This window comes from Enterobacter cloacae complex sp. HYC074_NIDB, from assembly GCF_056673345.1.
The window spans coordinates 2830716-2856379 of the sequence record NZ_CP114214.1 but is presented as its reverse complement, the minus strand read 5'-3'; the positions used below and the strand labels follow the sequence as shown (position 1 = coordinate 2856379).

At 55.4% G+C, this 25664-nt stretch carries 24 protein-coding genes; 13 read left to right on the top strand and 11 right to left on the bottom strand.

Annotated elements, in window-relative coordinates; all coding sequences use genetic code 11:
* Positions 1-103 precede the first annotated feature (103 nt).
* Positions 104-973 carry a MurR/RpiR family transcriptional regulator gene (locus O1724_RS13915; protein ID WP_003859769.1) on the bottom strand — a complete coding sequence of 290 codons (870 nt, stop codon included), beginning with the start codon at positions 971-973 and terminating at the stop codon, positions 104-106.
* Between the two features lie 356 nt (positions 974-1329).
* On the opposite strand from O1724_RS13915, the gene zwf reads away from it, so the two are divergent.
* The 3 genes from zwf (at position 1330) to kdgA (ending at position 5531) form a co-directional block, all read left to right on the top strand.
* Positions 1330-2805, top strand: a complete 1476-nt coding sequence (gene zwf / locus O1724_RS13910) for a glucose-6-phosphate dehydrogenase (protein WP_003859771.1) — start codon at positions 1330-1332, stop codon at positions 2803-2805.
* A gap of 233 nt (positions 2806-3038) precedes the next feature.
* The gene (edd, locus tag O1724_RS13905) at positions 3039-4850 is read left to right on the top strand and encodes a phosphogluconate dehydratase (protein WP_015570284.1); all 1812 of its coding nucleotides are present in this window, start codon (positions 3039-3041) and stop codon (positions 4848-4850) included.
* Between the two features lie 39 nt (positions 4851-4889).
* On the top strand, positions 4890-5531 hold the full coding sequence (gene kdgA / locus O1724_RS13900; RefSeq protein ID WP_109948694.1) for a bifunctional 4-hydroxy-2-oxoglutarate aldolase/2-dehydro-3-deoxy-phosphogluconate aldolase: 642 nt from the start codon (positions 4890-4892) through the stop codon (positions 5529-5531).
* A 74-nt stretch (positions 5532-5605) separates the two neighbouring features.
* On the opposite strand, the gene purT is transcribed toward kdgA, so the two are convergent.
* Positions 5606-6784 carry a formate-dependent phosphoribosylglycinamide formyltransferase gene (gene purT / locus O1724_RS13895; protein WP_126296988.1) on the bottom strand — a complete coding sequence of 393 codons (1179 nt, stop codon included), beginning with the start codon at positions 6782-6784 and terminating at the stop codon, positions 5606-5608.
* 171 nt (positions 6785-6955) lie between these two features.
* On the opposite strand from purT, the gene O1724_RS13890 reads away from it, so the two are divergent.
* Positions 6956-7606, top strand: a complete 651-nt coding sequence (locus O1724_RS13890) for a tellurite resistance TerB family protein (protein ID WP_032609515.1) — start codon at positions 6956-6958, stop codon at positions 7604-7606.
* 75 nt (positions 7607-7681) lie between these two features.
* Positions 7682-9757 carry an oligopeptidase B gene (gene ptrB / locus O1724_RS13885; RefSeq protein WP_022651440.1) on the top strand — a complete coding sequence of 692 codons (2076 nt, stop codon included), beginning with the start codon at positions 7682-7684 and terminating at the stop codon, positions 9755-9757.
* On the opposite strand, the gene exoX is transcribed toward ptrB, so the two are convergent.
* From exoX to O1724_RS13870, 3 genes are all read right to left on the bottom strand, one after another.
* On the bottom strand, positions 9739-10401 hold the full coding sequence (exoX, locus tag O1724_RS13880) for an exodeoxyribonuclease X (RefSeq protein ID WP_015570288.1): 663 nt from the start codon (positions 10399-10401) through the stop codon (positions 9739-9741). The two genes, ptrB and exoX, sit on opposite strands and share 19 nt — an antisense overlap.
* Before the next feature lie 24 nt (positions 10402-10425).
* Complete coding sequence (locus tag O1724_RS13875) at positions 10426-11076, bottom strand: carbon-nitrogen hydrolase family protein (RefSeq protein ID WP_045350792.1); 651 nt, start codon at positions 11074-11076, stop codon at positions 10426-10428.
* A 111-nt stretch (positions 11077-11187) separates the two neighbouring features.
* Entirely contained in the window at positions 11188-11418 is a 231-nt protein-coding gene (locus tag O1724_RS13870) for a DNA polymerase III subunit theta (protein WP_003859784.1), read from the bottom strand.
* Positions 11419-11555: 137 nt separating this feature from the next.
* On the opposite strand from O1724_RS13870, the gene yobA reads away from it, so the two are divergent.
* From yobA to O1724_RS13855, 3 genes are read left to right on the top strand one after another with little or no spacing between them, the layout of a single operon-like run.
* Complete coding sequence (yobA, locus tag O1724_RS13865) at positions 11556-11927, top strand: CopC domain-containing protein YobA (protein ID WP_045329847.1); 372 nt, start codon at positions 11556-11558, stop codon at positions 11925-11927.
* A 1-nt stretch (position 11928) separates the two neighbouring features.
* Positions 11929-12798 carry a copper homeostasis membrane protein CopD gene (gene copD / locus O1724_RS13860; protein WP_045341063.1) on the top strand — a complete coding sequence of 290 codons (870 nt, stop codon included), beginning with the start codon at positions 11929-11931 and terminating at the stop codon, positions 12796-12798.
* Between the two features lie 16 nt (positions 12799-12814).
* Positions 12815-13153 (top strand): YebY family protein, encoded by a 339-nt coding sequence (locus O1724_RS13855; protein ID WP_003859787.1) that lies wholly within the window; start codon positions 12815-12817, stop codon positions 13151-13153.
* Positions 13154-13277: 124 nt separating this feature from the next.
* Here O1724_RS13855 and O1724_RS13850 read toward each other — a convergent pair whose 3' ends face one another.
* Complete coding sequence (locus O1724_RS13850) at positions 13278-13475, bottom strand: hypothetical protein (protein WP_032609507.1); 198 nt, start codon at positions 13473-13475, stop codon at positions 13278-13280.
* Between the two features lie 45 nt (positions 13476-13520).
* Positions 13521-14501 (bottom strand): VirK/YbjX family protein, encoded by a 981-nt coding sequence (locus tag O1724_RS13845; RefSeq protein ID WP_023314335.1) that lies wholly within the window; start codon positions 14499-14501, stop codon positions 13521-13523.
* 167 nt (positions 14502-14668) lie between these two features.
* Here O1724_RS13845 and pphA point away from each other — a divergent pair, with 167 nt between their 5' ends.
* A complete protein-coding gene (pphA, locus tag O1724_RS13840) occupies positions 14669-15313 on the top strand; it encodes a protein-serine/threonine phosphatase (RefSeq protein ID WP_045337547.1) in 645 nt (214 codons plus the stop codon).
* A gap of 34 nt (positions 15314-15347) precedes the next feature.
* Here the strand turns inward: pphA and O1724_RS13835 are convergent, their stop codons facing one another.
* The 4 genes from O1724_RS13835 to yebS form a co-directional block, all read right to left on the bottom strand.
* A complete protein-coding gene (locus tag O1724_RS13835; protein ID WP_003859885.1) occupies positions 15348-15587 on the bottom strand; it encodes a YebV family protein in 240 nt (79 codons plus the stop codon).
* A gap of 106 nt (positions 15588-15693) precedes the next feature.
* Entirely contained in the window at positions 15694-17157 is a 1464-nt protein-coding gene (gene rsmF, locus O1724_RS13830) for a 16S rRNA (cytosine(1407)-C(5))-methyltransferase RsmF (protein ID WP_045347138.1), read from the bottom strand.
* Positions 17158-17213: 56 nt separating this feature from the next.
* Entirely contained in the window at positions 17214-19847 is a 2634-nt protein-coding gene (locus O1724_RS13825; RefSeq protein WP_023314332.1) for a PqiB family protein, read from the bottom strand.
* Entirely contained in the window at positions 19816-21099 is a 1284-nt protein-coding gene (gene yebS / locus O1724_RS13820; protein ID WP_003859890.1) for a membrane integrity lipid transport subunit YebS, read from the bottom strand. Before yebS ends, O1724_RS13825 begins: the two co-directional genes overlap by 32 nt.
* A 132-nt stretch (positions 21100-21231) precedes the next feature.
* On the opposite strand from yebS, the gene O1724_RS13815 reads away from it, so the two are divergent.
* From O1724_RS13815 to htpX, 4 genes are all read left to right on the top strand, one after another.
* A complete protein-coding gene (locus O1724_RS13815; RefSeq protein WP_006811006.1) occupies positions 21232-21729 on the top strand; it encodes a GAF domain-containing protein in 498 nt (165 codons plus the stop codon).
* A gap of 96 nt (positions 21730-21825) precedes the next feature.
* Positions 21826-22512 carry an RNA chaperone ProQ gene (gene proQ, locus O1724_RS13810; protein ID WP_003859895.1) on the top strand — a complete coding sequence of 229 codons (687 nt, stop codon included), beginning with the start codon at positions 21826-21828 and terminating at the stop codon, positions 22510-22512.
* A 19-nt stretch (positions 22513-22531) separates the two neighbouring features.
* Positions 22532-24580 (top strand): carboxy terminal-processing peptidase, encoded by a 2049-nt coding sequence (gene prc / locus O1724_RS13805; protein WP_003859896.1) that lies wholly within the window; start codon positions 22532-22534, stop codon positions 24578-24580.
* A 193-nt stretch (positions 24581-24773) separates the two neighbouring features.
* Positions 24774-25655 (top strand): protease HtpX, encoded by an 882-nt coding sequence (gene htpX / locus O1724_RS13800; protein WP_003859899.1) that lies wholly within the window; start codon positions 24774-24776, stop codon positions 25653-25655.
* The last annotated feature ends 9 nt before the right edge of the window (positions 25656-25664 follow it).

Genomic DNA, 25664 nt, shown 5'->3' with positions numbered 1-25664 from the left:
TTGACTGAAACAACTTTGGTGTTGCGTGAACATAGAATCGGCCTTCATCTATCGCAAGGCAGTAGCGAGGGGACCGAATGCCGTAAATCGTACTTCGTCGTTATTAGGGAACATCGCTCTTTATAAGCAATTCTTTATCAAAACGCGATTCTTTCAGGGCTTCCTTGACCCGCTTCAAGTTATCCCGGAATTTTGCGCCCCGGCGTAAGGTAAAACCGGTCGCCAGTACGTCGATGACCGTCAACTGCGCCAGGCGGGAGACCATCGGCATGTACATGTCGGTATCCTCCGGTACGTCCAGGGTAATGGCGAGCGTCGCTTCCCGGGCGAGCGGCGTACCTGCCGTCGTCAGTGCGATGACCATCGCATCGTTGTCACGCGCGAGCTGCGCCAGCTCCACCTGGCTCTTGGTGCGGCCCGTATGAGAGATGAGTACCACGACATCATCTTCGCTACAATTCATACAGCTCATGCGTTGCAGCACAATGTCATCGGAGTAAATCACCGGCACGTTAAAGCGAAAGAACTTATTCATGGCGTCATGCGCCACGGCGGCGGACGAGCCAAGGCCAAAGAAGGCAATCCGTTTGGCCTGCGTGAGAAGATCGACCGCGCGATTTACTGAACTCATGTCCAGAGACTGGCGAACGTGGTCGAGCGTGGCCATTGCCGATTCAAATATTTTTGCGGTGTATGCATCAACGCTGTCGTCTTCATCGACATTGCGATTAACATACGGGGTGCCGTTTGCCAGACTTTGGGCCAGATGCAGTTTAAAATCAGGAAAGCCGCGCGTGTCCAGACTACGACAGAATCGATTGACCGTCGGTTCGCTGACGCCCGATTCCTGTGCCAGAGCGGCGATGCTTGAATGAATCGCCTGAGCGGGCGCGGCGAGAATAACTTCAGCCACTTTGCGCTCGGATTTGCTAAGGTGTTCCAGTTGAAACTGGATTTTTTCCAGCATGTTCATTGTTAACAAGACGCTCATGAGGGCATAAACGATTTCATAAAGAGATGAAACCTTGATTCGATTTAGCCGATATTACCCCCAGGACTCCCGAAAGGGTAATCGTCGACAAGAAATGTTGTTGTTTTTTTTCATTACTTGATCGACGTCGGGTTTTGCTCTGACCCCGTTGCGCAAAGAATCGACGTTTGTTGCGTTATCAGACGGGCGTAATGGCCCAGGCGACGAAAAATCACCGTATCGCACGTGACGTTAAGCGCTAATGGTTTCAGGAAACGCGTAAAAGCAGTACAGTGCATTGTAATAAAATTACAACGATACCTGGCAGAGTACCAGGCGATCTAACTGAGGAGAATGACATGGCGGTAACGCAAACAGCCCAGGCATGTGACCTGGTCATTTTCGGCGCGAAAGGCGATCTTGCACGCCGAAAATTGCTGCCTTCCCTGTATCAGCTCGAAAAAGCGGGCCAGATCCATCCCGACACCCGGATCCTTGGGGTAGGGCGCGCAGACTGGGATAAGGAGGCTTATACCAAAGTCGTGCGTGAGGCGCTCGAAACGTTCATGAAAGAGAAAATCGATGAAAGCCTTTGGGATAAGCTGAGCGGGCGTCTCGATTTCTGCAACCTGGACGTCAACGATGTAGGCGCCTTTACCCGTCTGGGTGAAATGCTTGACCAGGAAAATCGTGTCACTATTAACTATTTCGCCATGCCGCCAAGCACCTTCGGCGCCATCTGCAAAGGTCTGGGCGAGGCGAAGCTGAACGCCAAACCGGCGCGCGTAGTGATGGAGAAACCGCTGGGTACGTCGCTGGCGACCTCGCGTGAAATCAACGACCAGGTAGGCGAGTTCTTTGAGGAGTGTCAGGTTTACCGTATTGACCACTATCTGGGCAAAGAGACGGTACTGAACCTGCTGGCGCTGCGTTTTGCCAACTCCCTGTTTGTGAACAACTGGGACAACCGCACTATCGACCACGTGGAAATTACCGTGGCGGAAGAGGTGGGCATCGAAGGCCGTTGGGGCTACTTCGACCAGGCCGGCCAGATGCGTGACATGATCCAGAACCACCTGCTGCAAATTCTGTGCATGATTGCCATGTCTCCACCGTCAGATCTGACGGCCGACAGCATTCGTGACGCCAAAGTGAAAGTGCTGAAATCACTGCGCCGTATTGACCGCTCCAACGTGCGTGAGAAAACCGTGCGCGGCCAGTACACCGCAGGTTTTGCCCAGGGGAAAAAAGTTCCTGGCTATCTGGAAGAAGAGGGCGCGAACAAGTCCAGCAACACCGAGACGTTTGTGGCGATCCGCGTGGATATCGACGACTGGCGCTGGGCCGGTGTGCCGTTCTACCTGCGTACCGGGAAACGTCTGCCGGCAAAATGCTCCGAAGTGGTGGTCTACTTCAAAAATCCGGAACTGAACCTGTTCAAAGAATCCTGGCAGGAACTGCCGCAGAATAAACTGACCATCCGTCTGCAACCGGACGAGGGTGTGGATATTCAGATCCTGAACAAAGTGCCGGGTCTTGATCACAAACACAACCTGCAAACCACCAAGCTCGACCTGAGCTACTCTGAAACCTTCAACCAGACGCATCTGGCCGACGCTTACGAGCGTCTGCTGCTGGAAACCATGCGTGGTATCCAGGCGCTGTTCGTCCGCCGCGATGAAGTGGAAGAGGCGTGGAAGTGGGTCGACTCCATCACTGAAGCGTGGGCAGCCGATCAGGACGCGCCAAAACCGTATCAGGCGGGAACATGGGGACCTGTCGCCTCCGTTGCGATGATCACCCGTGATGGCCGCTCCTGGAACGAGTTTGAATAACCACCTTCTCTAGCCCAAAGGTGTTATTTTACCGGTAACATGATCTAACACAGCAAGTGGCATAATTTTTATCTTTTAAGCTCCGAGTGGATTCACCCGCGGAGCTTTTTTTATTACACTCCCTTCAGACATTTTGCCCCTGTGCTCCGGATATCAGGCGTTTCAGCGTTGTTAACAACCGTCAGAAACTGTGTAAACTCCCGAGCCTGGACAGATAAATTAGAGGAGCTTTTATGAATCCGACATTGTTACGCGTAACACAACGCATTGTTGAACGCTCGAAAGAGACCCGTGCTGCCTACCTTGCCCGCATCGAACAGGCGAAGAGTGAAACGGTCCATCGCTCACAGCTGGCCTGCGGAAATCTGGCCCACGGCTTTGCGGCCTGCCAGCCTGGTGATAAAGACGCGCTGAAAAGCATGTTGCGTAACAATATCGCCATCATTACCTCCTATAACGACATGCTTTCAGCCCACCAGCCGTATGAGGTCTACCCGTCTATCATCCGCAATGCGCTGCACAGCGTGAACGCGGTGGGCCAGGTTGCAGGCGGCGTGCCGGCCATGTGTGATGGCGTAACCCAGGGCCAGGACGGTATGGAGCTGTCCCTGCTGAGCCGCGAAGTGATCGCCATGTCGGCGGCAGTGGGCCTGTCTCACAATATGTTTGATGGCGCGCTCTATCTGGGCGTGTGCGACAAAATCGTCCCGGGGCTGGTGATGGCCGCGCTGTCGTTTGGCCATCTGCCAGCGATTTTTGTGCCGTCAGGCCCGATGGCTAGCGGTCTGCCAAACAAGGAAAAAGTCCGTATCCGTCAGCTGTATGCCGAAGGAAAAGCGGACCGTCAGGCACTGCTGGAAGCGGAAGCCGCGTCTTATCACGCGCCGGGCACCTGTACGTTCTACGGTACGGCCAACACCAACCAGATGGTGGTGGAGTTTATGGGGATGCAGCTACCGGGCTCGTCGTTCATCCAGCCGGATGCGCCACTGCGTAAAGCGCTGACCGAAGCCGCAGCCCGTCAGGTGACGCGCCTGACCGGTAACGGCAACGAGTGGATGCCAATGGGCAAAATGGTGGATGAAAAAGTTATCGTAAACGGGATTGTCGCCCTGCTGGCGACCGGCGGTTCAACCAACCATACCATGCACCTTGTCGCGATGGCGCGCGCGGCGGGCATTCTGATTAACTGGGATGACTTCTCCGATATCTCCTCTGTGGTACCGCTGATGGCGCGTCTGTACCCGAACGGTCCGGCGGACATCAACCACTTCCAGGCCGCGGGCGGCGTGCCGGTGCTGATGCGCGAGCTGCTGAAAGGCGGCCTGCTGCATGAGGATGTCAACACGGTGGCGGGCTTTGGCCTGCATCGCTATACCCTTGAACCCTGGCTGAACAACGGTGAGCTGGACTGGCGCGAAGGAGCGAGCGACTCGCTCGATCCTCAGGTTATCGCAACCTTCGAACAGCCGTTCTCTCCTCACGGCGGCACCAAAGTGCTGAGCGGTAACCTTGGACGTGCCGTGATGAAAACCTCTGCCGTGCCGGAAGAGAATCAGGTGATTGAAGCCCCGGCGGTGGTGTTTGAAAGCCAGCACGACGTTTTACCTGCTTTTGACGCGGGTCTGCTTGATAAAGACTGTGTGGTCGTGGTGCGTCATCAGGGACCAAAAGCGAACGGGATGCCAGAATTACATAAACTTATGCCGCCGCTTGGTGTATTATTGGACCGCCGTTTCAAAATTGCACTGGTGACCGATGGACGCCTCTCGGGGGCATCCGGTAAAGTGCCTTCAGCGATTCATGTCACCCCGGAAGCCTACGACGGCGGCCTGCTGGCGAAAGTGCGTGATGGTGACATGATCCGCGTTAACGGTCAGACAGGCGAGTTAACCCTGCTGGTGGACGAAGCAGAGCTGGCGGCGCGTCAGCCACATATTCCTGACCTGAGCGCATCCCGCGTGGGTACCGGACGCGAAATGTTTGGTGCGTTGCGTGAGAAACTCTCCGGTGCGGAGCAGGGCGCAACCTGTATTACGTTTTAAGACGACTTGATTTTAACGATCTGGCGAGAGAAAACTCTGATGAAAAACTGGAAAACAAGTGCAGAAGCAATCCTGACTACTGGCCCTGTCGTGCCGGTTATTGTGGTAAACAAACTGGAGCACGCTGTCCCAATGGCGAAGGCGCTGGTTGCGGGTGGCGTTCGTGTTCTGGAAGTGACCCTGCGTACGGCCTGTGCGATAGATGCGATCCGTGCTATCGCCAAAGAAGTGCCGGAAGCGATCATCGGTGCAGGTACGGTTCTGAATGCGCAGCAGCTGGCGGAAGTGACCGAAGCGGGCGCACAGTTTGCCATCAGCCCGGGGCTGACCGAGCCCCTGCTGAAAGCCGCAACCGAAGGTTCTATTCCGCTGATCCCGGGTATCAGCACCGTTTCTGAACTGATGCTGGGCATGGACTACGGCCTGAAAGAGTTCAAATTCTTCCCGGCTGAAGCGAACGGCGGCACCAAAGCGTTGCAGGCGATTGCGGGCCCATTCTCCCAGGTGCGTTTCTGCCCAACGGGCGGCATCTCTCCGGCCAACTACCGTGACTACCTGGCGCTGAAAAGCGTGCTGTGCATCGGTGGCTCCTGGCTGGTTCCGGCGGATGCGCTGGAAGCAGGCGACTGGGATCGCATCACTAAACTGGCTCGCGAAGCGGTAGAAGGCGCGAAAGAGTAAGTTTGTTTGCCGGGTAGCGGCTGCGCCTTACCCGGCCTGCCAGACAGTTATAACGGGCCTTTCGGTCCGTTTTTTTATCCTGCTACGCTGACGTTCGCAGCCGCTATTTTCGCTCTCGCGACGGCTTCGTCCACGTTTTCCCCGGTTGCTAATGCCACGCCCAGACGACGGCTTCCGTCGATCTCCGGTTTGCCGAACAGTCTGACCTGTAAGCCTGCACCAACCGCACCTTCGACGTTATCAAAGGTGACATTCTGGCTGGTCAGCTGCGGCAGGATCACCGCGGAGGCTGCCGGGCCGTATTGACGGATGCCGCCAACCGGCAGGCCGAGGAAAGCGCGCACGTGCAGCGCGAACTCGGAGAGATCCTGTGAAATCAGTGTAACCATCCCGGTATCGTGCGGGCGAGGGGAGACTTCGCTGAAGATCACCTCGTCGCCGCAAACAAACAATTCCACGCCGAACAGGCCGTAGCCGCCCAGCGCCAGCACCGTCTTGCGGGCGATCTCCTGCGCGCGTGCCAGCGCCAGCGCGCTCATCTGCTGCGGCTGCCAGGATTCTCGATAATCGCCGTCTTCCTGACGATGACCAATCGGGTCGCAGAAATAAACGCCGTCCACGGCACTGACGGTAAGCAGGGTAATTTCGAAATCAAACTTCACCACGCCTTCCACGATGACGCGCCCGGCACCGGCACGACCGCCCTGCTGGGCATAGTCCCAGGCCTGGTCCAGCGTGCTGCTGTCGCGGATAAAGCTCTGCCCTTTGCCGGAGGAGCTCATTACCGGCTTAATGATGCACGGGTAGCCAATCTCTTCGACGGCCTGGAGAAACGCAGCTTTATCCCCGGCAAAACGGTAGCTGGAGGTCGGGAGCTGTAATTCTTCTGCCGCCAGGCGACGAATGCCTTCCCGGTTCATGGTCAGTTTTGCCGCAGTGGCGCAAGGCACTACGCGCTGGCCTTCCTGCTCAAGGGCAACCAGCATCTCAGTGGCAATGGCCTCAATTTCAGGCACCACGAAATCCGGTTTTTCCTCGGCAATTAACGCCCGCAGGGCATTGCCGTCAAGCATATCGATGACGTACGAGCGATGCGCAACGTGCATGGCAGGGGCGTTCGCGTAACGGTCCACTGCAATCACCTCCACGCCCAAACGCTGGCATTCAATGGCCACTTCTTTACCCAGTTCACCCGATCCCAACAGCATGACGCGCGTCGCGGCAGGGCGCAGCGCGGTTCCTAAACGAGTCATAAAAATCCCCCTGAAAAAGATGCGGGCAGTATAAACGAAAACGTTTGCGTCTGTCTTGTATGGGGATAACCGGACAAGGGGGAAATTTGCGCTTCTTTAGCACTGACAGACATTTCCTGACACCTGCTCGCTTAGGCTGTGAAGATTACGCACTGTTACGTGAGGAAAAATATGTCAGGCTGGATGAATCAACTGCAATCCCTGTTGGGACAAAAAGGCTCGTCGTCGGGCGAGCAGGGTCTAAGCAAGCTGCTGGTGCCGGGTGCGCTTGGCGGGCTGGCCGGTTTGCTGGTTGCCAATAAATCATCGCGGAAACTGCTTACCAAATACGGTACCGGCGCGCTGCTGGCGGGTGGAGGGGCTATTGCAGGCTCCGTCTTATGGAACAAATACAAAGACAAGGTGCGCAGCGCGCATCAGGATGAACCGCAGTACGGGAAGCAGGTATCGCCGTTAGATTTACGCACCGAGCGCCTGATCCTCGCCCTGGTCTTTGCAGCCAAGAGCGACGGGCATATTGATGCCAGTGAACGTGCCGCAATTGAACAGCAGATGCGGGAAGCGGGCGTTGAGGAGCAGGGCAGGGCGCTGGTGGCGCAGGCCATTGAACAGCCGCTCGATCCGCAGCGTCTGGCGCAAGGCGTGAAAAACGAAGAAGAGGCGCTGGAACTCTATTTTCTGAGCTGTGCCGCCATCGATATCGATCACTTTATGGAGCGCAGCTACCTGAACGCCCTGGGCGATGCGCTGAAGATCCCCCAGGACGTTCGCGAGGGAATTGAGCAGGATATTCAGCAGCAGAAGCAGACTCTCGCGGGCTAGAAGGCCATGTTTCGCTTGCATCATACGCGTGTTTTGCCAACCTTATAGGATGTAAAACGAAAAAGTAAGAATGCCATGCCTCCAAAAGCCCGACGTACTCCTTATGCGATCACCACGCATGGCGATACGCGTATCGATAACTACTACTGGCTGCGGGACGATTCTCGTTCCCGGCCAGAGGTGCTCGACTATCTGCACGAGGAAAACGACTATGGCCGCCAGGTCATGGCCAGCCAGCAGGCGCTTCAGGATCAGCTCCTGAACGAAATGGTGCAGCGTATCCCCCAGCGTGATGTCTCTGCCCCGTGGTGCAAAAACGGTTATCGCTATCGCCATATTTATGAGCCGGGAAACGAATATCCCATCTACCAGCGCCAGTCTGTGCTGAGCGCCGAGTGGGACGAATGGGAGATCTTGCTGGATGCCAACAAACGTGCTGCCCACAGTGAGTTTTATACGCTGGGCGGCATGTCCATTTCCCCCGATAACGCCATTATGGCGCTGGCTGAGGATTACCTCTCCCGCCGCCAGTACGGTTTGCGTTTCCGCAATCTTGAAACGGGAAACTGGTATCCCGAAATGCTGGATAATGTCTCCCCCGATTTCGTCTGGGGTAACGATTCAGAAACGGTCTACTACGTTAAAAAGCATGCCTCAACGCTGCTGCCTTATCAGGTCTGGCGTCATACGGTGGGGACCGATTCCGCCGACGATGAATTAGTCTACGAGGAAAAAGACGAGACGTTCTATGTCAGCCTGCACAAAACGTCGTCTCGCCACTACGTGATCATTTTCCTCTCCAGCGCCACCACTTCAGAAGTGCTGCTGCTGGATGCAGAGCTGCCGGATGCGCAGCCGCTGTGCTTCCTGCCGCGCCGTAAAGATCATGAGTACAGCCTGGATCACTTCCAGCACAGCTTTTACCTGCGTTCGAACCGCGAGGGCAAAAACTTTGGCCTTTATAAAACCAAAGTGCGCGATGAACGCAAATGGGAAGTGTTAATTCCCGCGCGCGATCAGGTGATGCTGGAGGGGTTCACCCTGTTTACCGACTGGCTGGTGGTGGAAGAGCGTCAGCGCGGACTGACCAGTATCCGCCAAATCAACCGCAAAACCCGCGAAGTGGTGGGCATTGCGTTCGATGACCCGGCTTACGTAACGTGGATCGGCTTTAACCCGGAACCGGAATCGTCCCGCCTGCGGTACGGCTATTCGTCGATGACCACCCCGGATACGTTGTTTGAACTGGATATGGACACCGGGCAGCGTCAGGTGATTAAACAGGCTGAGGTCCGGGGTTTTGAGTCGGAAAATTATCGCAGTGAGCACCTGTGGGTGAGCGCACGCGACGGCGTTGAAGTCCCTGTATCGCTCGTCTATCACAAGGCGCACTTCAACAAAGGTAAAAACCCCATCCTCGTCTATGGCTATGGCTCCTATGGATCAAGCATGGACGCCGATTTCAGCAGCAGCAGGCTGAGCCTGCTCGACCGCGGTTTTGTTTATGCGATTGCCCATATTCGCGGGGGCGGCGAACTGGGTCAGCACTGGTATGAAGACGGAAAATTTCTCAAAAAGAAAAATACCTTTAACGACTACCTTGATGTCTGCGATGCGCTGATCGCGCAGGGTTATGGCGATCCGCAGCTCTGCTTTGGCATGGGGGGCAGCGCCGGGGGCATGCTAATGGGCGCCGTGATCAACCAGCGGCCTGAACTGTTTAAAGGCGTTATCGCCCAGGTGCCGTTTGTGGACGTGGTGACGACCATGCTGGATGAGTCCATTCCACTGACCACCGGGGAGTTTGAGGAGTGGGGGAATCCGCAGGATGAAACCTATTATCGCTACATGAAAGAGTACAGCCCGTACGATAACATCGAGGCGAAAGCCTATCCGCATATGCTGGTGACCACCGGCCTGCACGATTCCCAGGTGCAGTACTGGGAGCCCGCGAAATGGGTGGCGAAGCTGCGTGAGCTGAAAACTGACGATAATCTGCTGCTGCTGTGTACCGATATGGACTCAGGGCACGGAGGGAAATCAGGGCGATTTAAATCCTATGAAGGGGTGGCGCTGGAGTACGCCTTTTTGATTGGCCTGGCGCAGGATACGCTGCCAGGCCGGGCGGGGACTCAGGCTTCGCCTAAATAATGCTTCAGCGTCAGGCGCAGTTCCGGGCTCATTCTGTCGAGGTTGTTGTACAGCCAGCGCAGATAGCCCGGATCTTTGTCCGCCACTTCCGATACTGGCTTCCCGCGATATTTACCGAACGTAAAGGTAGTCAGTAGCGCGGGGCGCCCGGTAATGGTCGCCATATCGTCTGGCGTCCAGCCGGAAGTATTCATGATATCAATCAGGAGCGCTGCGGTGATGTAGCAGTCATAAAGGGCACGGTGATGATGCAGCCCTTCCGGCGTCCGCACGCTGAGTTTGCGCGACTTATACAGCGCCATATTGCTGTATTTGATCCCAGGCCACAGACGGCGCGCCAGCTTCATGGTGCAAATCCATTCGCCGGGCATCTCCGGCAGCACGCGGCGGTCAAAGCTGGCGTTATGGGCGACATACCACTGGCTACCGTGGTAAAGAGGGATGATCTCTTCAATCCACGGCTTATCCGCCACCATCGATTCCGTAATGCGATGTATAGCCATCGCCTGCGCACTGATGGGACGATCCGGGCGCACCAGATGGCTCATTGGGTTGACTATCTTTCCGTCAATCACGTCGACAGAAGCGACTTCCACAATTCCACCCTGCAAATCACAGGTTTCGGTATCGATAACGCGCAGCATTGATCGCTCCTGATCCTAAAATGCCTAGCCTAATGGAATGATATCGCCTTGCCAACCCTGTTGGCCTAAAGAACCGGTTAGCAGCAGTTCTCCCTTATCGGCACGTACAATCAGCTGACCTTTTTCATCCCATAACGCGCTACCGCCGCGCGCGTTCGCCATTAATACCGCGATGGCGTACTTGTGCGCGAAGCGTTGTAACGAACCGATCGATTGTCGCCAGCGGTGCTCGCCCACGGCCAGGCTGCTGGTGAACAGCGTTGCCTCCGGGTCCAGTTCCGGGGCGTCAGCCTGGTTATCCACGATGGTTAACCTTTTATCGCCAGGAATAACACCCGCACCGTTGCCCTGCGGATAACGCCGGATGGTCGACAGGTTAGGGGTGAAAAGCGCGAGTCCTCTCTGGCGCTGGCCGTGTTGCTGGAGCGTAATACCAGCAATCACCGTGATGAAACGTGACTGGGCGGCGTGAAGGAGGGGGGCAAGCTGCAAATCGTCAGGAGGTGGGGGTAAGGATGTTCCGCCTGGGCCGGTAAGCGAAAGCTCCGGAAAGACGATCAAATCGCACCCATGCCAGGCAGCTTCGGCAATAAAGTGCAGGTGATGTTTTACGTGCTCATCAACACAGTTGTGCCGCGGGGCATACTGAGCCGCGGCAATATTCCATCGTGACATCGTGACTTCCTTATACACTAAGTCGCTGGGATTTTAAGATTACACCTAAATTTATCAGGGTTTTCTTATCCTGCCACATAACGCGTAAGGAAGTGTAACGAGACGTTAAGCTTATTTAACTTTAGGTTCGTACGGCAGGCGCGAGAGATTGACGGAGGCGAGACGATGCGCAATGAGACGTTCGCGAAACCAGTCGCGCAGATGTGCGGGTTGTTCACGCTCTACCACTTCAGCTACGACGGGCATGTTGTAACGCTCTTTGAATGCGACACCCGCGGCGGCGAGATCGACATTCACTTTGTCCATCTCGTCCTGAGGAAGGGCGGCCAGGTTAACGTTCATTTCCTTCTCCTTTTTCTGCGGCGGCAACGTTACCGCGATTGTTCAACGATGACAAGGGAGCAAAGGATGTTCCTCGACTCGTTAATTATACAGAGTTATTCTTTAGCATTCAGGCATAACGAAAAGGAATGATTGTGATGCACTTTACCCCTTCCCGCGTCGCGTGCGCGCTGGCATTTTTGCTCTCTTCAGCAACCGCGACCTCAGCTCTGGCCCATGCGCATCTTAAGCAGCAATCCCCGCAGGAAAATACCGTTGCGGTGGCACCAGAGGTCATTACCCTGAACTTCTCGGAAGGCATTGAGCCTGCCTTCAGCGGCGTGGTGGTGACGGACGCGCAGCAGCACAAGATCCAGACCGGCGCGGTGAAGCGTGACGAGAAGGATAACGCAAAGCTGATTGTTCCTCTTGAGAAACCGTTGCCGACCGGCACCTACACGGTGGACTGGCACGTGGTCTCCGTGGACGGCCACAAAACCAAGGGCAGCTATCACTTTAGCGTGAAATAGTATGCTGGCCCTGAGCTACGTCGCGTTACGCTTTATCCATTTTGCTGCGCTGATGCTGCTTTTCGGCAACGCGCTTTACAGCGTCTGGTTTGCACCGTCTTCGTTGCAGCGCCTCATGACCCGGCGTTTCCAGCGGCAGCAGAAACTCGCGGCCTTAATCAGCCTGATGGCGGCTCTGCTGATGTTTGGCCTGCAAAGTGGGTTGATGGGCAACGGCTGGGGCGATGTCATTCGTCCGGCGGTCTGGCGCAGCGTGCTGGGAACGCAATTTGGCGGCGTCTGGTTGTGGCAAATGGTGCTGGCCGCTGCGACGGCGGGCGCTGCATGGCTTACCCCGCAAAAAGGCTCACGGCTGTTACTGCTCGTGATGGGGCAGCTGGTGCTGTTGGCGGGCGTGGGACATGCCGCGATGAACGGTGGCGCACCGGGAGCATTGCATCGTCTCAACCATGCGCTTCATCTGCTCTGCGCCGCGACCTGGGTGGGTGGTTTACTGCCGCTGCTGTTTTGTATGCGTCTGGCGAAAGGCCGCTGGCAGCCAGCCGCTATCTTTACCATGATGCGCTTCTCCCGCGTGGGGCATTACGCCGTGGCAGGCGTGCTGCTGACCGGGATAATCAATACGCTCTTTATTGTTGGCATAAACGTGCCGTGGCATGCGCCTTATGTCCAGCTGTTGTTGTTCAAATGTGCGCTGGTCATGATGATGGTGGCAATTGCGCTGGCGAATCGGTATTTTCTTGTGCCACGCTTTCGCCCGGAGGCCGGGCGGGAACAACAGATTTTTATCAGGATGACACAGGCAGAGGTGGTGCTGGGCGCGCTGGTACTGGCGGCCGTCAGCCTGTTCGCGACCTGGGAACCCTTCTGACAAGGTTAAATAACATATGAAAAAGACACTGCTTTCTCTTTTACTTCTCACCTGTGCCAGCAGTGCGCTGGCCGCGCCGCAGGTCATCACCGTCAGCCGGTTTGAAGTGGGCAAGGACAACTGGGCATTTAATCGTGAAGAGGTCATGCTCACCTGCCGTCCCGGTAACGCGCTGTATGTCATCAATCCCAGTACGCTCGTGCAGTATCCGTTAAATGACGTAGCGGAGCAGCAGGTGGCCAGCGGGAAAAGTAACGGACAGCCTGTCAGCGTGATCCAGGTGGATGACCCGGCAAACCCCGGGCAGAAGAAAAGTCTGGCACCGTTTATTGAGCGCGCTGAAAAGCTCTGCTAGCCGTCAGGTTTCCAGTAAAAAAAACCGCAGGTGCTTGTAAAAGCTCTGCGGTTTTTCACATTTAGTGATGTTCTGACGCTTTTTTTCAGACCACTTTTACTGTGGACTGGAAAACCTGACGTCGTCATCTATTCTTAAAGGGCAAGGCGATTGAGCCTGCATTAATGCCAACTTTTAGCGCACGGCTCTCTCCCAAGAGCCATTTCCCTGGACCGAATACAGGAATCGTATTCGGTCTCTTTTTATCCGCATGAAAATAAACGATAAAATCCGGTTTTCGTCTCAGCAGAAGGTTCACTTCCTGTGCGCCTGCCTCAAACATACCACAACCCGGCAGGCGTAAGTCCAGTCCTTTTTGGCTGTTTTGTTAAATTTTTGTTTGTATTTTGCCTGAGACGACTGCGGGATCAATGCGCGCCTGTACGGAAGCCGCAATATCATCAAGTAACGCAAAGCGGCGACGGTATTCGGCGCGTTTTTTGCTGGCAATCTCCTCCAGTGCTTTACGCTCCATCTGGAGCGGCAACTGCCAGCAGAAGGGGGAGAGTTTCTTTCCGTTCAGGCCTTCCCAGAACTCGTCGTAGCTGGCGTGAAAATGACGGCCTTTGCTCAGACGGTAGCGCAGCGCGCGGAAAACATGGCCTTCATCGCTGACGGCAAAAATCGCGCTAATGTTCGAGCGTGAGGCAAGCTGGAAGATCACCTCCATCAGCACGCGTTTCGGGAAAAGCCCATGGCAGGCACGGGTAGCCTGCTTAATCACCTCCCGTGAAACATGACGACGTGGACCCTGAAGGCCGCCGATCACCAGCACCGTACGGCCGTTACTGCGTGCGACACAGAACGTCAGGCTGGCAAGCAGCGTATTGTCATTGTCGTGCAGCCAAAGCGTGCTTTCGCCTTCGCGTTCGGCCTTACCTGCGGACGAGGCGTGGACTGTATAGATTTCGCCGTTTTTTGCCTCGAACCGGACAACTGGCGCCTCTTGCGGGCTGGTCAGCGCGTGGGCGAGGGCGATGTTTTTCAGACTATCAATCCACTGATAGTGGCTGATGATAGCATCGGCCCGATCGTTTGAGTTCAGGCCGCGCATCAGATACTGGCGGTGAGTTTTGCTCGGCAAGGTAATTTGAGAGGTGAGCAGCCTGTCGAAATCATCGCGCCCGGACAGGGCCTCCAGCATGCGATGGGTGGAGGACCAGAATAAAAGCGAGCGTAGAAGAAACTTTAACCGGTAATCACGTTTGTGCCAGATTGGGCCGGGAACGCGTTTTCCTCTCACCAGTTCAGAAATAATATTTGTGCGATGCGGATAAAAAACATCGTTTTGCAGGTGTATGTTTGACACGTGAAAATCCCTCTTTTTATTCCGCTCTATTTTAAAGGCCAGGGAATAAGGGATTAATAGCGCAGCGATCTTTATTTCCGGCTGGTTTATGGTTTGTTTGGATTCGCGAAATCCGACGCCAGTTCATGACATTTTCTGTGGCAGCTATACTTCTTACAGGAGGCGTTATGTATCAGAAAATAGAGGGAGAACACTGGCGTCATGTCTGGGTTGTCAGCGATATTCATGGTTGCTATCAGTGGCTTATGGATGAGCTGAAACGACGACATTTTAATCCTGATACGGATCTGCTGATCTCGGTGGGGGATATTATCGACCGCGGGCCTGACAGCGTAAAATGTTTACAGCTGATGCAGGAAAACTGGTTTTATGCGGTACGCGGTAATCACGAGCAAATGGCGTTAGATGCGCTTAAAAATAATGATTTTAGTCTCTGGTCGATAAATGGTGGTAACTGGTTTACCGGGCTTAAGGACGCTCAACAAAAACAGGTGAAGGGTTTACTCAACGCGTGTCGGGACTTACCGCACATTATTGAAATAACCTGCAAAAACGGTCTCAACGTGATTGCTCATGCGGATTATCCCTCCGCCGAATATGGCTGGCATAAGCCGGTGGATGCCCAGCGCGTGCTGTGGGATCGCGACCGGTTAATGGGCTTTATGGTGGGCAAAGGGCAGGGCATTAGCGGCGCGGATCACTTCTGGTTTGGACATACGCCTGTGGACAAACGCTACGATTTTAACAATCTGCACTACATTGATACGGGGGCAGTATTCGGGGGCTTTCTGACACTGGCGCAGCTTCAGTAATAAATAACCCGCCTTCGGGCGGGTTCTCTTTGGGTCAGGCAAGACGCAAGACCCAGGCATCGGTTTTACTGTCGTAATGCTCACGGTACAGAACGGAATGTTCCCCATCAAGGATTGCCGGGACGCTGGTATCTGCATCCCAGGCGTCCAGCTGCATGCACAAATCCGGATCGGATTTGCAGGGAATACTTAACGTTCGTTCGCCTTGTGATTCGCCGCGCAATTCAGCGTCGTCGATTTCAAAAGCGCCAATGCGTACGCTGGTTTTCGTCATAATGCTCTCCGGTTTGTTGCCCAAAATCTGGTATGACCAGTGCAGTCACCCATTTTTGATCCTAGACAAGGAGAGCGAAATCGCCAGTAAAAAAATGCGCTTTTTTTCAGGCGCTGCGGTTGTTACCGGTAAACAGGCGGCCATCGCGTACCAGTTCGCGCGGATAGCTGTTTTTCAGCCGCGAGCCGACTTTTTTCGCCAGCCCCAGCGGATAGCCCTGATACGTCACGATGACTTCATCCTGTAACGGGCCGTCTTCCGGGTAAACGTCACGACCGCGATACCACTCTTCCGCTTCCTGATGCGTCAGGGCAAAGGTGTTCTCACTGCCGGCCAGCGCAATGACCGCTTCGTGCTGCCAGCGATAGCCTTTGTTGTGGATCTCCGCCAGGCGAATACCGAGGCGGGAGAAACGCACCTTACCAATCAGCGGTTCGATGTTGACCGGGAACAGCCACAGCTCTTTGTCACGCATCCAGAGGCGCAGGCTCTCATCCCAGTGCAGGCCGACTTTGCTCGCAGCCGCTTGCGCCTGTGCCGCCTCACGGCCTTTGACCGGCGCGAACGGGAAGTTGCCGACCTTAAACTTAGGGGCAGGCAAGGGATCGACGGCGCGGGTTTTACGCAGACGGGCAACAAAGAAGCCTTCGCAATCGTAAATCTGCGGGAAGACATGCAGGAAGCCTTCAGGCGTGGCCGCATGGCTGGCCGAGTCGAAGAGGGTGTCCAGCGGCAGAAACTCGACGGCATCCACATAGCGTTGCTTGAGCCACAGGCAGACGTCCTCGTTTTCATCGCGATTCAGCGTGCAGGTAGAGTAAACCAGCGTCCCGCCTGGGCGCAGGGCATGAAACGCGCTGTCGATCAGTTCGCGCTGCGTGGCGGCGATCTGCAGGTTGCTTTCAACGGACCAGTTTTTTAACGCATCAGGATCTTTACGCACCACGCCTTCGCCGGAGCAGGGCGCGTCGAGCAGGATGGCATCAAAGGCTTCCGGCAGGGCAGCGCCAAACACGCGACCGTCGAAGTGCGTTAACGCGACGTTGTGGATCCCGCAGCGGCTGATATTGGCGTGCAGGACTTTGACGCGGCTGGCGGAAAATTCGTTGGCGAGGATCGCGCCGCGGTTGTTCATCCGGGCGGCAATCTGCGTGGTTTTAGAGCCCGGCGCCGCCGCGACATCCATAACCCGCTCAGGCTGGTTCCCGTCGGCAAACAGCGCAGCAACCGGCAGCATGGAGCTGGCTTCCTGAATATAAAACAGCCCGCTCAGGTGCTCGGCGGTGCTGCCGAGCGGCAGGCTCTCCTCTTCATCCCGTTCGATCCAGAAACCCTCTTCACACCACGGCACTGGCGTTAATTGCCAGCCGTACGGGGAGACGAGATCCAGAAACGCCCCGACGCTGATTTTCAGCGTATTGACGCGAATACTCCGGCGCAAAGGGCGCTGGCATGCGGCGACGAAATCGTCGAAAGAGAGATGAGCTGGAAGCGCCTCGCGCATCTGTGCGAGGAATTGTTCGGGAAGAAATACGGAGTTTTGAGCCACGGGCACACCACAGGGAAACATTCAGGTGCGCAGTGTAACATAAAGGCTCCGGCGCGTTGACACCGGAGCCTGCGAGATTAACGCGGCAGCGCCGTTCCCCATTCGCGCCACTCTTTCGGTTCACTTTCCAGCAGCAGGAAGTGTTTACCTGCCTGCGCCTTAGGCGCCAGAGGCGTGCCAGGCGGCGTCGCGAAGGCAATGCCGCCGCGAATGAACTGGTTAAAGGTCCCCGTTTTGACCACGCCACCGGTCAGGCCGAAGTCCAGCGAGTAGCCTGAAGCGAGCCAGAACACCGAGTTGTTGCGAACCAGATGCTGATAACGCTGGCTGATGCGCAGGCCGACCATCACGCGATCGGACAGATTACCCAGCGTCAGGCTTGTTACTGTCCCTACTTCAATGCCGCGGAACAAGACCGGCGTACCGATGCCCAGCGAACCGGCTTCCGGAACTTCAACCACAATGCTCAGACCGTCCAGATAACGGGAGTCGGTGATGGTGGCCTCCTGCAACTCAAATTCACGACGCACGTTGCCACGACCCGGTTCAACGTTTATGTACGGCTGAAGTATGGTGTCGAGATGCTCAACCCCTGCGGCAGAAATTTGCGGCGTAACCACCGAGAAGCGCGAGCCTGCCCGGGCGAACGTCTGCACATATTCCGGATAAAGCACGGCGGTCGCCTGAACTTCGTTGCGCGCGGTGATCAGCGTCAGCTTCTGGACCTGCCCGATATCAATGCCGAGATAGCGGATGGGCATGCCTTCAGCCAGTTTACCGGCATCAAAGGTGTGCAGGGTAATCTGCCCCCCGACCGCGCGCGCCGCGGTTTCGGACGGGAAGAGGATCCGCTTGTCACCTTTACGCATGTTGCCGCCCGCGCCGCTCAGGTTATCGAAGCTGATCGCACCGCGCAGGGCACGGGAGAGGGGAGACGCCTGTACGGTCAGCCCGCTGCCGTTGAGCTGCACTTTCGCGCCGCCTTCAGCCCAGAACACGCTGTTTGGCGTGAGCAGCTTGCGGTACTCCGGCTTGATATGCAGTTCGATATCAAACGCGTCCGCACGAGGACGAACGGTGATCACTTCCCCGACTTCAAACTTACGATAAAGCACGACGGAGCCTGCCTGGACGTCCGGCAGCGTTTCAGCGCTTAAGGTCAGCGTGGTGGTCGGCAGGTCGCCGAGGCTGTTTTCAATGGCTTTGTCCAGATTGGCGAACAGCGGATAACTCTCGCGCAGCGCACCTTTGCTGCCCGGCAGAATGCGGATCCCGCCGTTAACCCACTCGCTGGCGCTGGCGCCGAGGAACTCAACGCCGTCCAGACCCACCTTCACGTCGACCCGGCTGTTAACCACAAATTTACTGTCGCCGTGAACCAGATTGCTGTACTGCGGATCGATGGCGGCGGAGAAGGAGACCCCTTTTTCTGTCAGCTTACGTTCGAGGACCTGGCCCACCTGCACACCGTGCAGGATCAGCGGTTGCCCGGCTTCGATACCGTAGCTTTCCGGCGCATTCAGCGTAACCGTCAACACGCCCGGTTTTTGCAGCAGGGCTTTATCCGCCGGGGCGATAACAAAGTTTTTGTTCGGCGCGCCTTCACCGGGGATCAGCTCAAAGGTGCTTCCCGTCAGCAGGGAACTGATGCTGGCGTCGCTGAGGGAGAGCTTCGGATTACGCAGTTCAATGCGCGTTTTTTCCCGCAGGAGATCCACCACGCTCGGATCCACCGTCATTTCGCCGGTAACGGAGCCGCCCGCATTGAGGGTTAATTTTGTCAGTTGCCCGACCTCTAAACCCTGGTACATCAACGGGGTCGAACCGGCTTTCAGGCCTTTGGCATCCGGCAGGGTCAGCTTGACGATGACACCGCGCTGGCTGTGCGCCAGGTCGGCGTACAGGCCAAAGGTATCTTCTGCGGCGGCAGGGCTGGAGTCAGCAGGTGAGTCGAAGGCGATAGCGCCATTCACCAGCGCCGCCAGGCTCTCAAGCTTCACTTTCGCACCGCTTAAGCTCAGGTCGGCATCGACGCCGGAGACGTTCCAGAAGCGACTGCCTTTTTTCACCAGGTTGGTAAAACGGCGCTCGATGAGTACATCAATGGTCACGCCATCTTTGTTCGGGTTAATGGCGTAGTCGTAAACGCGACCAACCGGAATTTTGCGGAAATAGACCAGAGAACCACTGTTCAGCGAGCCCAAATCCGGCGCGCGGAGGTGGATCATCAAATCGCCGTTATTCAGCCGATATTTCGGCTGGGTGTCCAGCGCAACAAAGTGATCCTGTGGTTCGCCTTTGCCGGGCATCATGCCGATATAGTTACCGCCCACAAGCGCATCCAGCCCGGAAACGCCGGCCAGGGAGGCTTTAGGCGTGACCAGCCAGAACTGCGTTTCGGCGCGCAGGGCATCCTGCATATCAGACTTAATGCTCGCCCGGACCTGAATTTTGTTCAGCCCTTTGCCGAGGGAAATATCCTGCACGGTACCCACTTCCACCCCCTGGAAGCGAACGGGGGTACGTCCGGCGACAATGCCGTCCGCAGACTGGAAATCAATCGTGATGGTACTTCCGCGATCTTCATAGCTCGTCCAGATAAGCCAGCCTGCGATCATCAGCGCGATGACAGGTAGCAACCAGAATGGCGAAATGCGGCGTTTTGTTTTAATTCTCGCTTCAGTCGGCGAAGCGGGCGTTTCCTGACTCATGTGCGTCCCAAAGTAAGCGGCTGTCCAGCCATTCCACTGCAAGAATAGTCAATATCACCGCAGAGCCGAAATAAAAAGCTGCGGGTCCCATGGTAAAAGCAAGTAACTGATCGCGATTGATGAGCGACATCATCAGCGAAATCACGAACAGATCCAACATCGACCAGCGACCAATCCAGGTCACGAATCGCAGAAGCAGGATGCGGGTGCGTAGTCCTTGTTCGCATTTAAAGTGAATGCTGATAAGCAGCGTAAACATCACCACCACTTTGGTAAAGGGCACCAGAATACTGGCGATGAAAACAATGGCGGCGACCCCCACGTTACTGTGCGCCAGAGAGATAATCCCTGAAAGGATAGTATCTTCCTGACGGGCGCCGTTCACATAAATTACGGAGATCGGCAGCATGTTGGCCGGGAACAAAAATACCAGGGAGGCGATAAGCGCCGCCCAGCATTTTTGCAGGCTGTTGTTGCGTCGCAATCTTAACGGAATGTGGCAGCGCGGACATCTCCCGCGTTTATCCGGAAAACCGGTGTAATGGCACCCCAGGCAGACGCGCAGGTTGTCATCAGGCCGGGTCGCGGGACGCTGCGGGTAAAATCGCTCCCAAAGCTGTTCAACATTGAGATGAATCAGGGTCAGAATACTCAGCAGGACCAGTGAAATAAACGCAAAAAGGCCAATGCCAGGTTGTAAAAATGCATAATCCTGCACCTTGATAGACGCCACGCCGACGCCCACCAGATAGATGTCCAGCATCACCCACTCCTTGAGCTTTTCCAGCATGAGCAGGACGGGGCGCAGGTTCATCCCCAGTATGTTGCCAAACCACAGGTAGGCAATTGCCGCGACCAGCACCAACGGCGCGCCGACGACGCAGAACAGCACCATGGCGGCCGTAAGCGGATCGCCCTGGCGCGTCATCTGCCAGATCCCCTGCAACACGTTAGCGTCAATACGCACGCCAAGCAGGTAGAGCTTTAACAGCGGCTCGGTCCAGGCGAAGGGCATCAGCAGTAGCATGGTGACCGCCATTGCCGCCAGACGCGTCAATGACCAGTCCCGGCCATCGCGAATTTTGGCATCGCAGCATGGACAAAAAGCACTTTGGTGCGATTTCATCTTCGGCAACATAAAAAGCGTATCGCACTGGGGACAACGCTGATAATGTGCACGGGGCAGAGCCTGGCTTACCGTACGGACAACGATCTTTCGTGTCGGCGTAATTTGGGGTGTTTTTAGGGCCATCAGTCGCACACAGATTAGTATTGTTGAAAGTTATAATAACTCATGAACGGATTCATCTTGAGCATGAGCGCATTTAATGCTTATTTTAATAGGCTATGCGGTAACTATGTAAGATAACTAAGTGATTGAATAATGAACAAAACAGAATTCTACGCGGATCTGAATCGCGATTTTAAGGCACTAATGGCAGGGGAAACCAGTTTCTTAGCCACTCTGGCAAATACCAGTGCGTTACTGTTCGAACGCCTTTCTGACGTGAACTGGGCGGGCTTTTATCTGCTGGAAGGCGACACGCTGGTACTGGGGCCTTTCCAGGGGAAACTCGCCTGCGTGCGTATCCCGGTAGGTCGCGGCGTGTGCGGTACCGCAGTGGCGACCCGTCAGGTTCAGCGTGTCGAAGATGTTCATGCGTTTGACGGCCACATCGCCTGCGATGCCAGCAGCAATTCTGAAATCGTACTGCCGCTGGTGGTTAAAAATCAGATTATTGGCGTTCTGGATATCGACAGCACGGTCTTCAGTCGCTTTACTGCCGAGGATGAGCAGGGGCTGCGCGCGCTGGCCGCAAACCTGGAAAATGTTCTGGCAGAGACCGATTATCATAAATTCTTTGCGAGCGTCGCAGGATAATCAACGGATAACGTAGCATTTACTGATAGCGTCATTATAATGTCGCCTGTTCATGCCTGCGCTTGTTGGCAACGTCCGTTGTAATCAGGAAATTTCATGGAAAATCAACCTAAGTTGAATAGCAGTAAAGAAGTTATCGCATTTCTGGCCGAGCGTTTCCCGCAGTGCTTCAGCGCTGAAGGTGAAGCGCGTCCTCTGAAAGTCGGTATCTTTCAGGATTTGGTCGCGCGCGTTGAGGGGGAGATGAACCTCAGCAAAACGCAGCTTCGTTCTGCCTTGCGCCTTTATACCTCGAGCTGGCGTTACCTGTACGGTATCAAGCCGGGTGCGACCCGTGTCGACCTTGACGGCAACCCGTGCGGTGAGCTGGACGAGCAGCACGTAGAACATGCGCGTAAGCAGCTTGAAGAAGCCAAAGCTCGCGTGCAGGCACAGCGTGCGGAACAGCAGGCGAAAAAACGCGAAGCCGCAGCGGCAAACGGTCAGGAAGACGCCCCTCGTCGCGAGCGTAAACCGCGCCCGGCACCGCGTCGTACTGAAAATAACGATCGCAAACCGCGTGCTGACAAACCAGCAGCTAAAGCCCCACGTGCGCCGCGCGAAGAGCCGCGCCACACCCCGGTTTCTGACATCAATGCGCTGAGCGTAGGTCAGTCTCTGAAGGTGAAAGCGGGTAACAACGCGATGGACGCCACCGTACTGGAAATCACCAAAGATGGCGTTCGTGTACAGCTGACTTCTGGTATGTCAATGATTGTACGCGCAGAACACTTGTTGTTCTGAAACGGAGGCCGAGCCTGGCATGAACACTTTTTTTAAGCTCACCGCGCTGGCTGGCCTGTTTGCTATAACAGGCCACGCTTTCGCTGTGGACGATATTACGCGTGTTGATCAAATTCCGGTTCTCAAGGAAGAGACTCAGCACGCGACGGTGAGTGAGCGCGTGACGTCGCGCTTTACTCGTTCGCACTATCGTCAGTTCGATCTCGATCAGGCCTTTTCGGCCAAAATCTTTGACCGTTATCTGAACTTGCTGGATTACAGCCATAACGTACTGCTGGCCAGCGATGTCGAACAGTTCGCTAAACGCAAATCCGAAGTGGGTGATGAGCTGCGCTCCGGAAAACTCGATCTGTTCTACGATCTGTACAACTTATCGCAAAAGCGCCGTTTTGAGCGTTATCAATACGCGCTGAAAGTGCTGGAACGTCCTATGGACTTCACCGGCAACGACACCTTTAATCTGGACCGCAGCAAAGCGCCATGGCCGAAAGACGAGGCTGAACTGAATGCGCTGTGGGATGGAAAAGTCAAATATGACGAACTGAGCCTCAAGCTCACAGGCAAAGACGAGAAAGAGATCCGTGAGACGTTAAACCGTCGCTACAAGTTCGCTATTCGCCGTCTGGCGCAGACCAACAGTGAAGATGTTTTCTCGCTGGCGATGACCGCGTTTGCGCACGAAATTGATCCGCACACTAATTATCTCTCTCCACGTAACACCGAACAGTTCAATACCGAAATGAGCCTGTCTCTGGAAGGTATCGGTGCTGTGCTTCAGATGGACGATGACTACACCGTAATCAACTCCATGGTGGCCGGTGGCCCTGCATCGAAAAGCAAAGCGATCAGCGTAGGCGACCGTATTGTCGGTGTGGGCCAAACCGGAAAGAGCATGGTGGACGTGATTGGCTGGCGTCTTGATGACGTAGTTGCGCTGATCAAAGGGCCGAAGGGCAGCAAAGTTCGCCTGGAGATCCTGCCAGCCGGTAAGGGGACCAAAACCCGTATCGTTACTCTGACCCGTGAGCGTATCCGTCTGGAAGATCGCGCGGTGAAAATGTCGGTGAAAACCGTGGGTAAAGAGAAGGTTGGCGTTCTGGATATCCCTGGTTTCTACGTCGGCCTGACCGATGATGTGAAAGTGCAGCTTCAGAAGCTTGAAAAGCAGAATGTCAGCAGCGTGATCATTGACCTGCGCAGCAACGGCGGCGGGGCATTGACCGAGGCCGTCTCGCTTTCCGGGCTGTTTATCCCGTCTGGCCCGGTGGTACAGGTGCGCGATAACAACGGTAAAGTGCGTGAAGATGCGGATACCGATGGTGTGGTCTACTATAAGGGGCCGCTGGTGGTGCTTGTCGATCGCTTCAGCGCCTCTGCATCGGAAATCTTCGCTGCTGCCATGCAGGATTACGGCCGGGCGTTAATCGTCGGCGAACCGACGTTTGGCAAGGGCACCGTTCAGCAGTACCGCTCTCTGAACCGTATTTACGACCAGATGCTGCGCCCTGAATGGCCGGCGCTGGGCTCAGTACAGTACACCATTCAGAAGTTCTACCGCGTCAACGGCGGCAGCACGCAGCGCAAAGGCGTGACGCCGGATATTATGATGCCGACAGGTACCGAAGAGACGGAAACGGGCGAGAAGTTTGAAGATAACGCGCTGCCGTGGGATAGCATTGATGCCGCGACATTCGTGAAATCGGGTGATATGAAACAGTTCGGACCGGAACTGCTGAAAAATCACAACGATCGCATCGGGAAGGATCCGGAATTCCAGTACATCATGAAGGACATCGCGCGTTTCAACGCCCTGAAAGCAAAACGGAACATTGTGTCTCTGAACTACGCTCAGCGTGAGAAAGAGAACAATGAAGATGACGCGACACGTCTGGCGCGTATCAACGATCGCTTCAAACGTGAAGGCAAGCCTCTGCTCAAAAAACTGGACGATCTGCCTAAGGATTACCAGGAGCCCGATCCGTATCTGGACGAGACGGTGCATATCGCGCTTGATCTCGCGAAGCTGGAAAAAGAGAAACCTGCTGTGCAACCTGCTCCGACAAAATAATCCCCCAACAGGCACAAGAAATTGTGCCTGTTTCTTTTTGTTCCTCATCCTTCCGTCAGGCAGATTTCCAATTGTGTAAAGTTGTGTCTTTCTGGTGACTTACGCCGTCTGGATGCTTGAAAATAGCCGTAATACCCATACGATGTGGGTAATCGCATAGTGCGTTTTGTTAAACTGAGGTTAAAAGAATATTATGATGCGAATCGCGCTCTTCCTGCTCACCAACCTGGCGGTGATGGTGGTATTCGGGCTGGTGCTAAGCCTGACGGGAATTCAGTCGAGCAGCGTTCAGGGTCTGTTGATTATGGCGCTGCTGTTTGGTTTCGGTGGCTCTTTCATTTCACTGCTAATGTCGAAGTGGATGGCACTGAAATCCGTGGGCGGTGAAGTTATTGAGCAACCGCGTAACGATATGGAGCAGTGGCTGATGAGCACGGTTGCTCAGCAGTCAAAGCAGGCGGGCATTGCCATGCCGCAGGTAGCCATCTACCACGCGCCGGATATCAACGCGTTTGCTACCGGTGCGCGTCGTGACGCGTCCCTGGTGGCCGTCAGCACCGGTCTGCTGCAAAACATGAGCCGTGACGAAGCGGAAGCGGTTATTGCTCACGAGATCAGCCACATCGCCAACGGCGATATGGTCACCATGACCCTGATCCAGGGCGTGGTGAACACCTTCGTTATCTTTATTTCCCGTATTCTGGCGCAGATTGCTGCCGGGTTTATGGGTGGCAACCGTGATGAGGGTGAAGAGAGCAACGGCAACCCGCTGATCTATTTTGCTGTTTCAATGGTGCTGGAGCTGGTGTTCGGTATCCTGGCAAGCATTATTACCATGTGGTTCTCCCGTCATCGTGAGTTCCATGCGGATGCCGGTTCCGCGAAACTGGTGGGTCGTGAAAAGATGATTGCTGCGCTGCAACGTCTTAAAACCAGCTACGAGCCGCAGGAAGCAAACAGCATGATGGCCTTCTGCATCAACGGCAAGTCAAAGTCGCTGAGCGAGCTGTTTATGTCTCACCCGCCGCTGGATAAACGTATTGAAGCGCTGCGTAGCGGCGAATATCTGAAGTAACGTAATCGG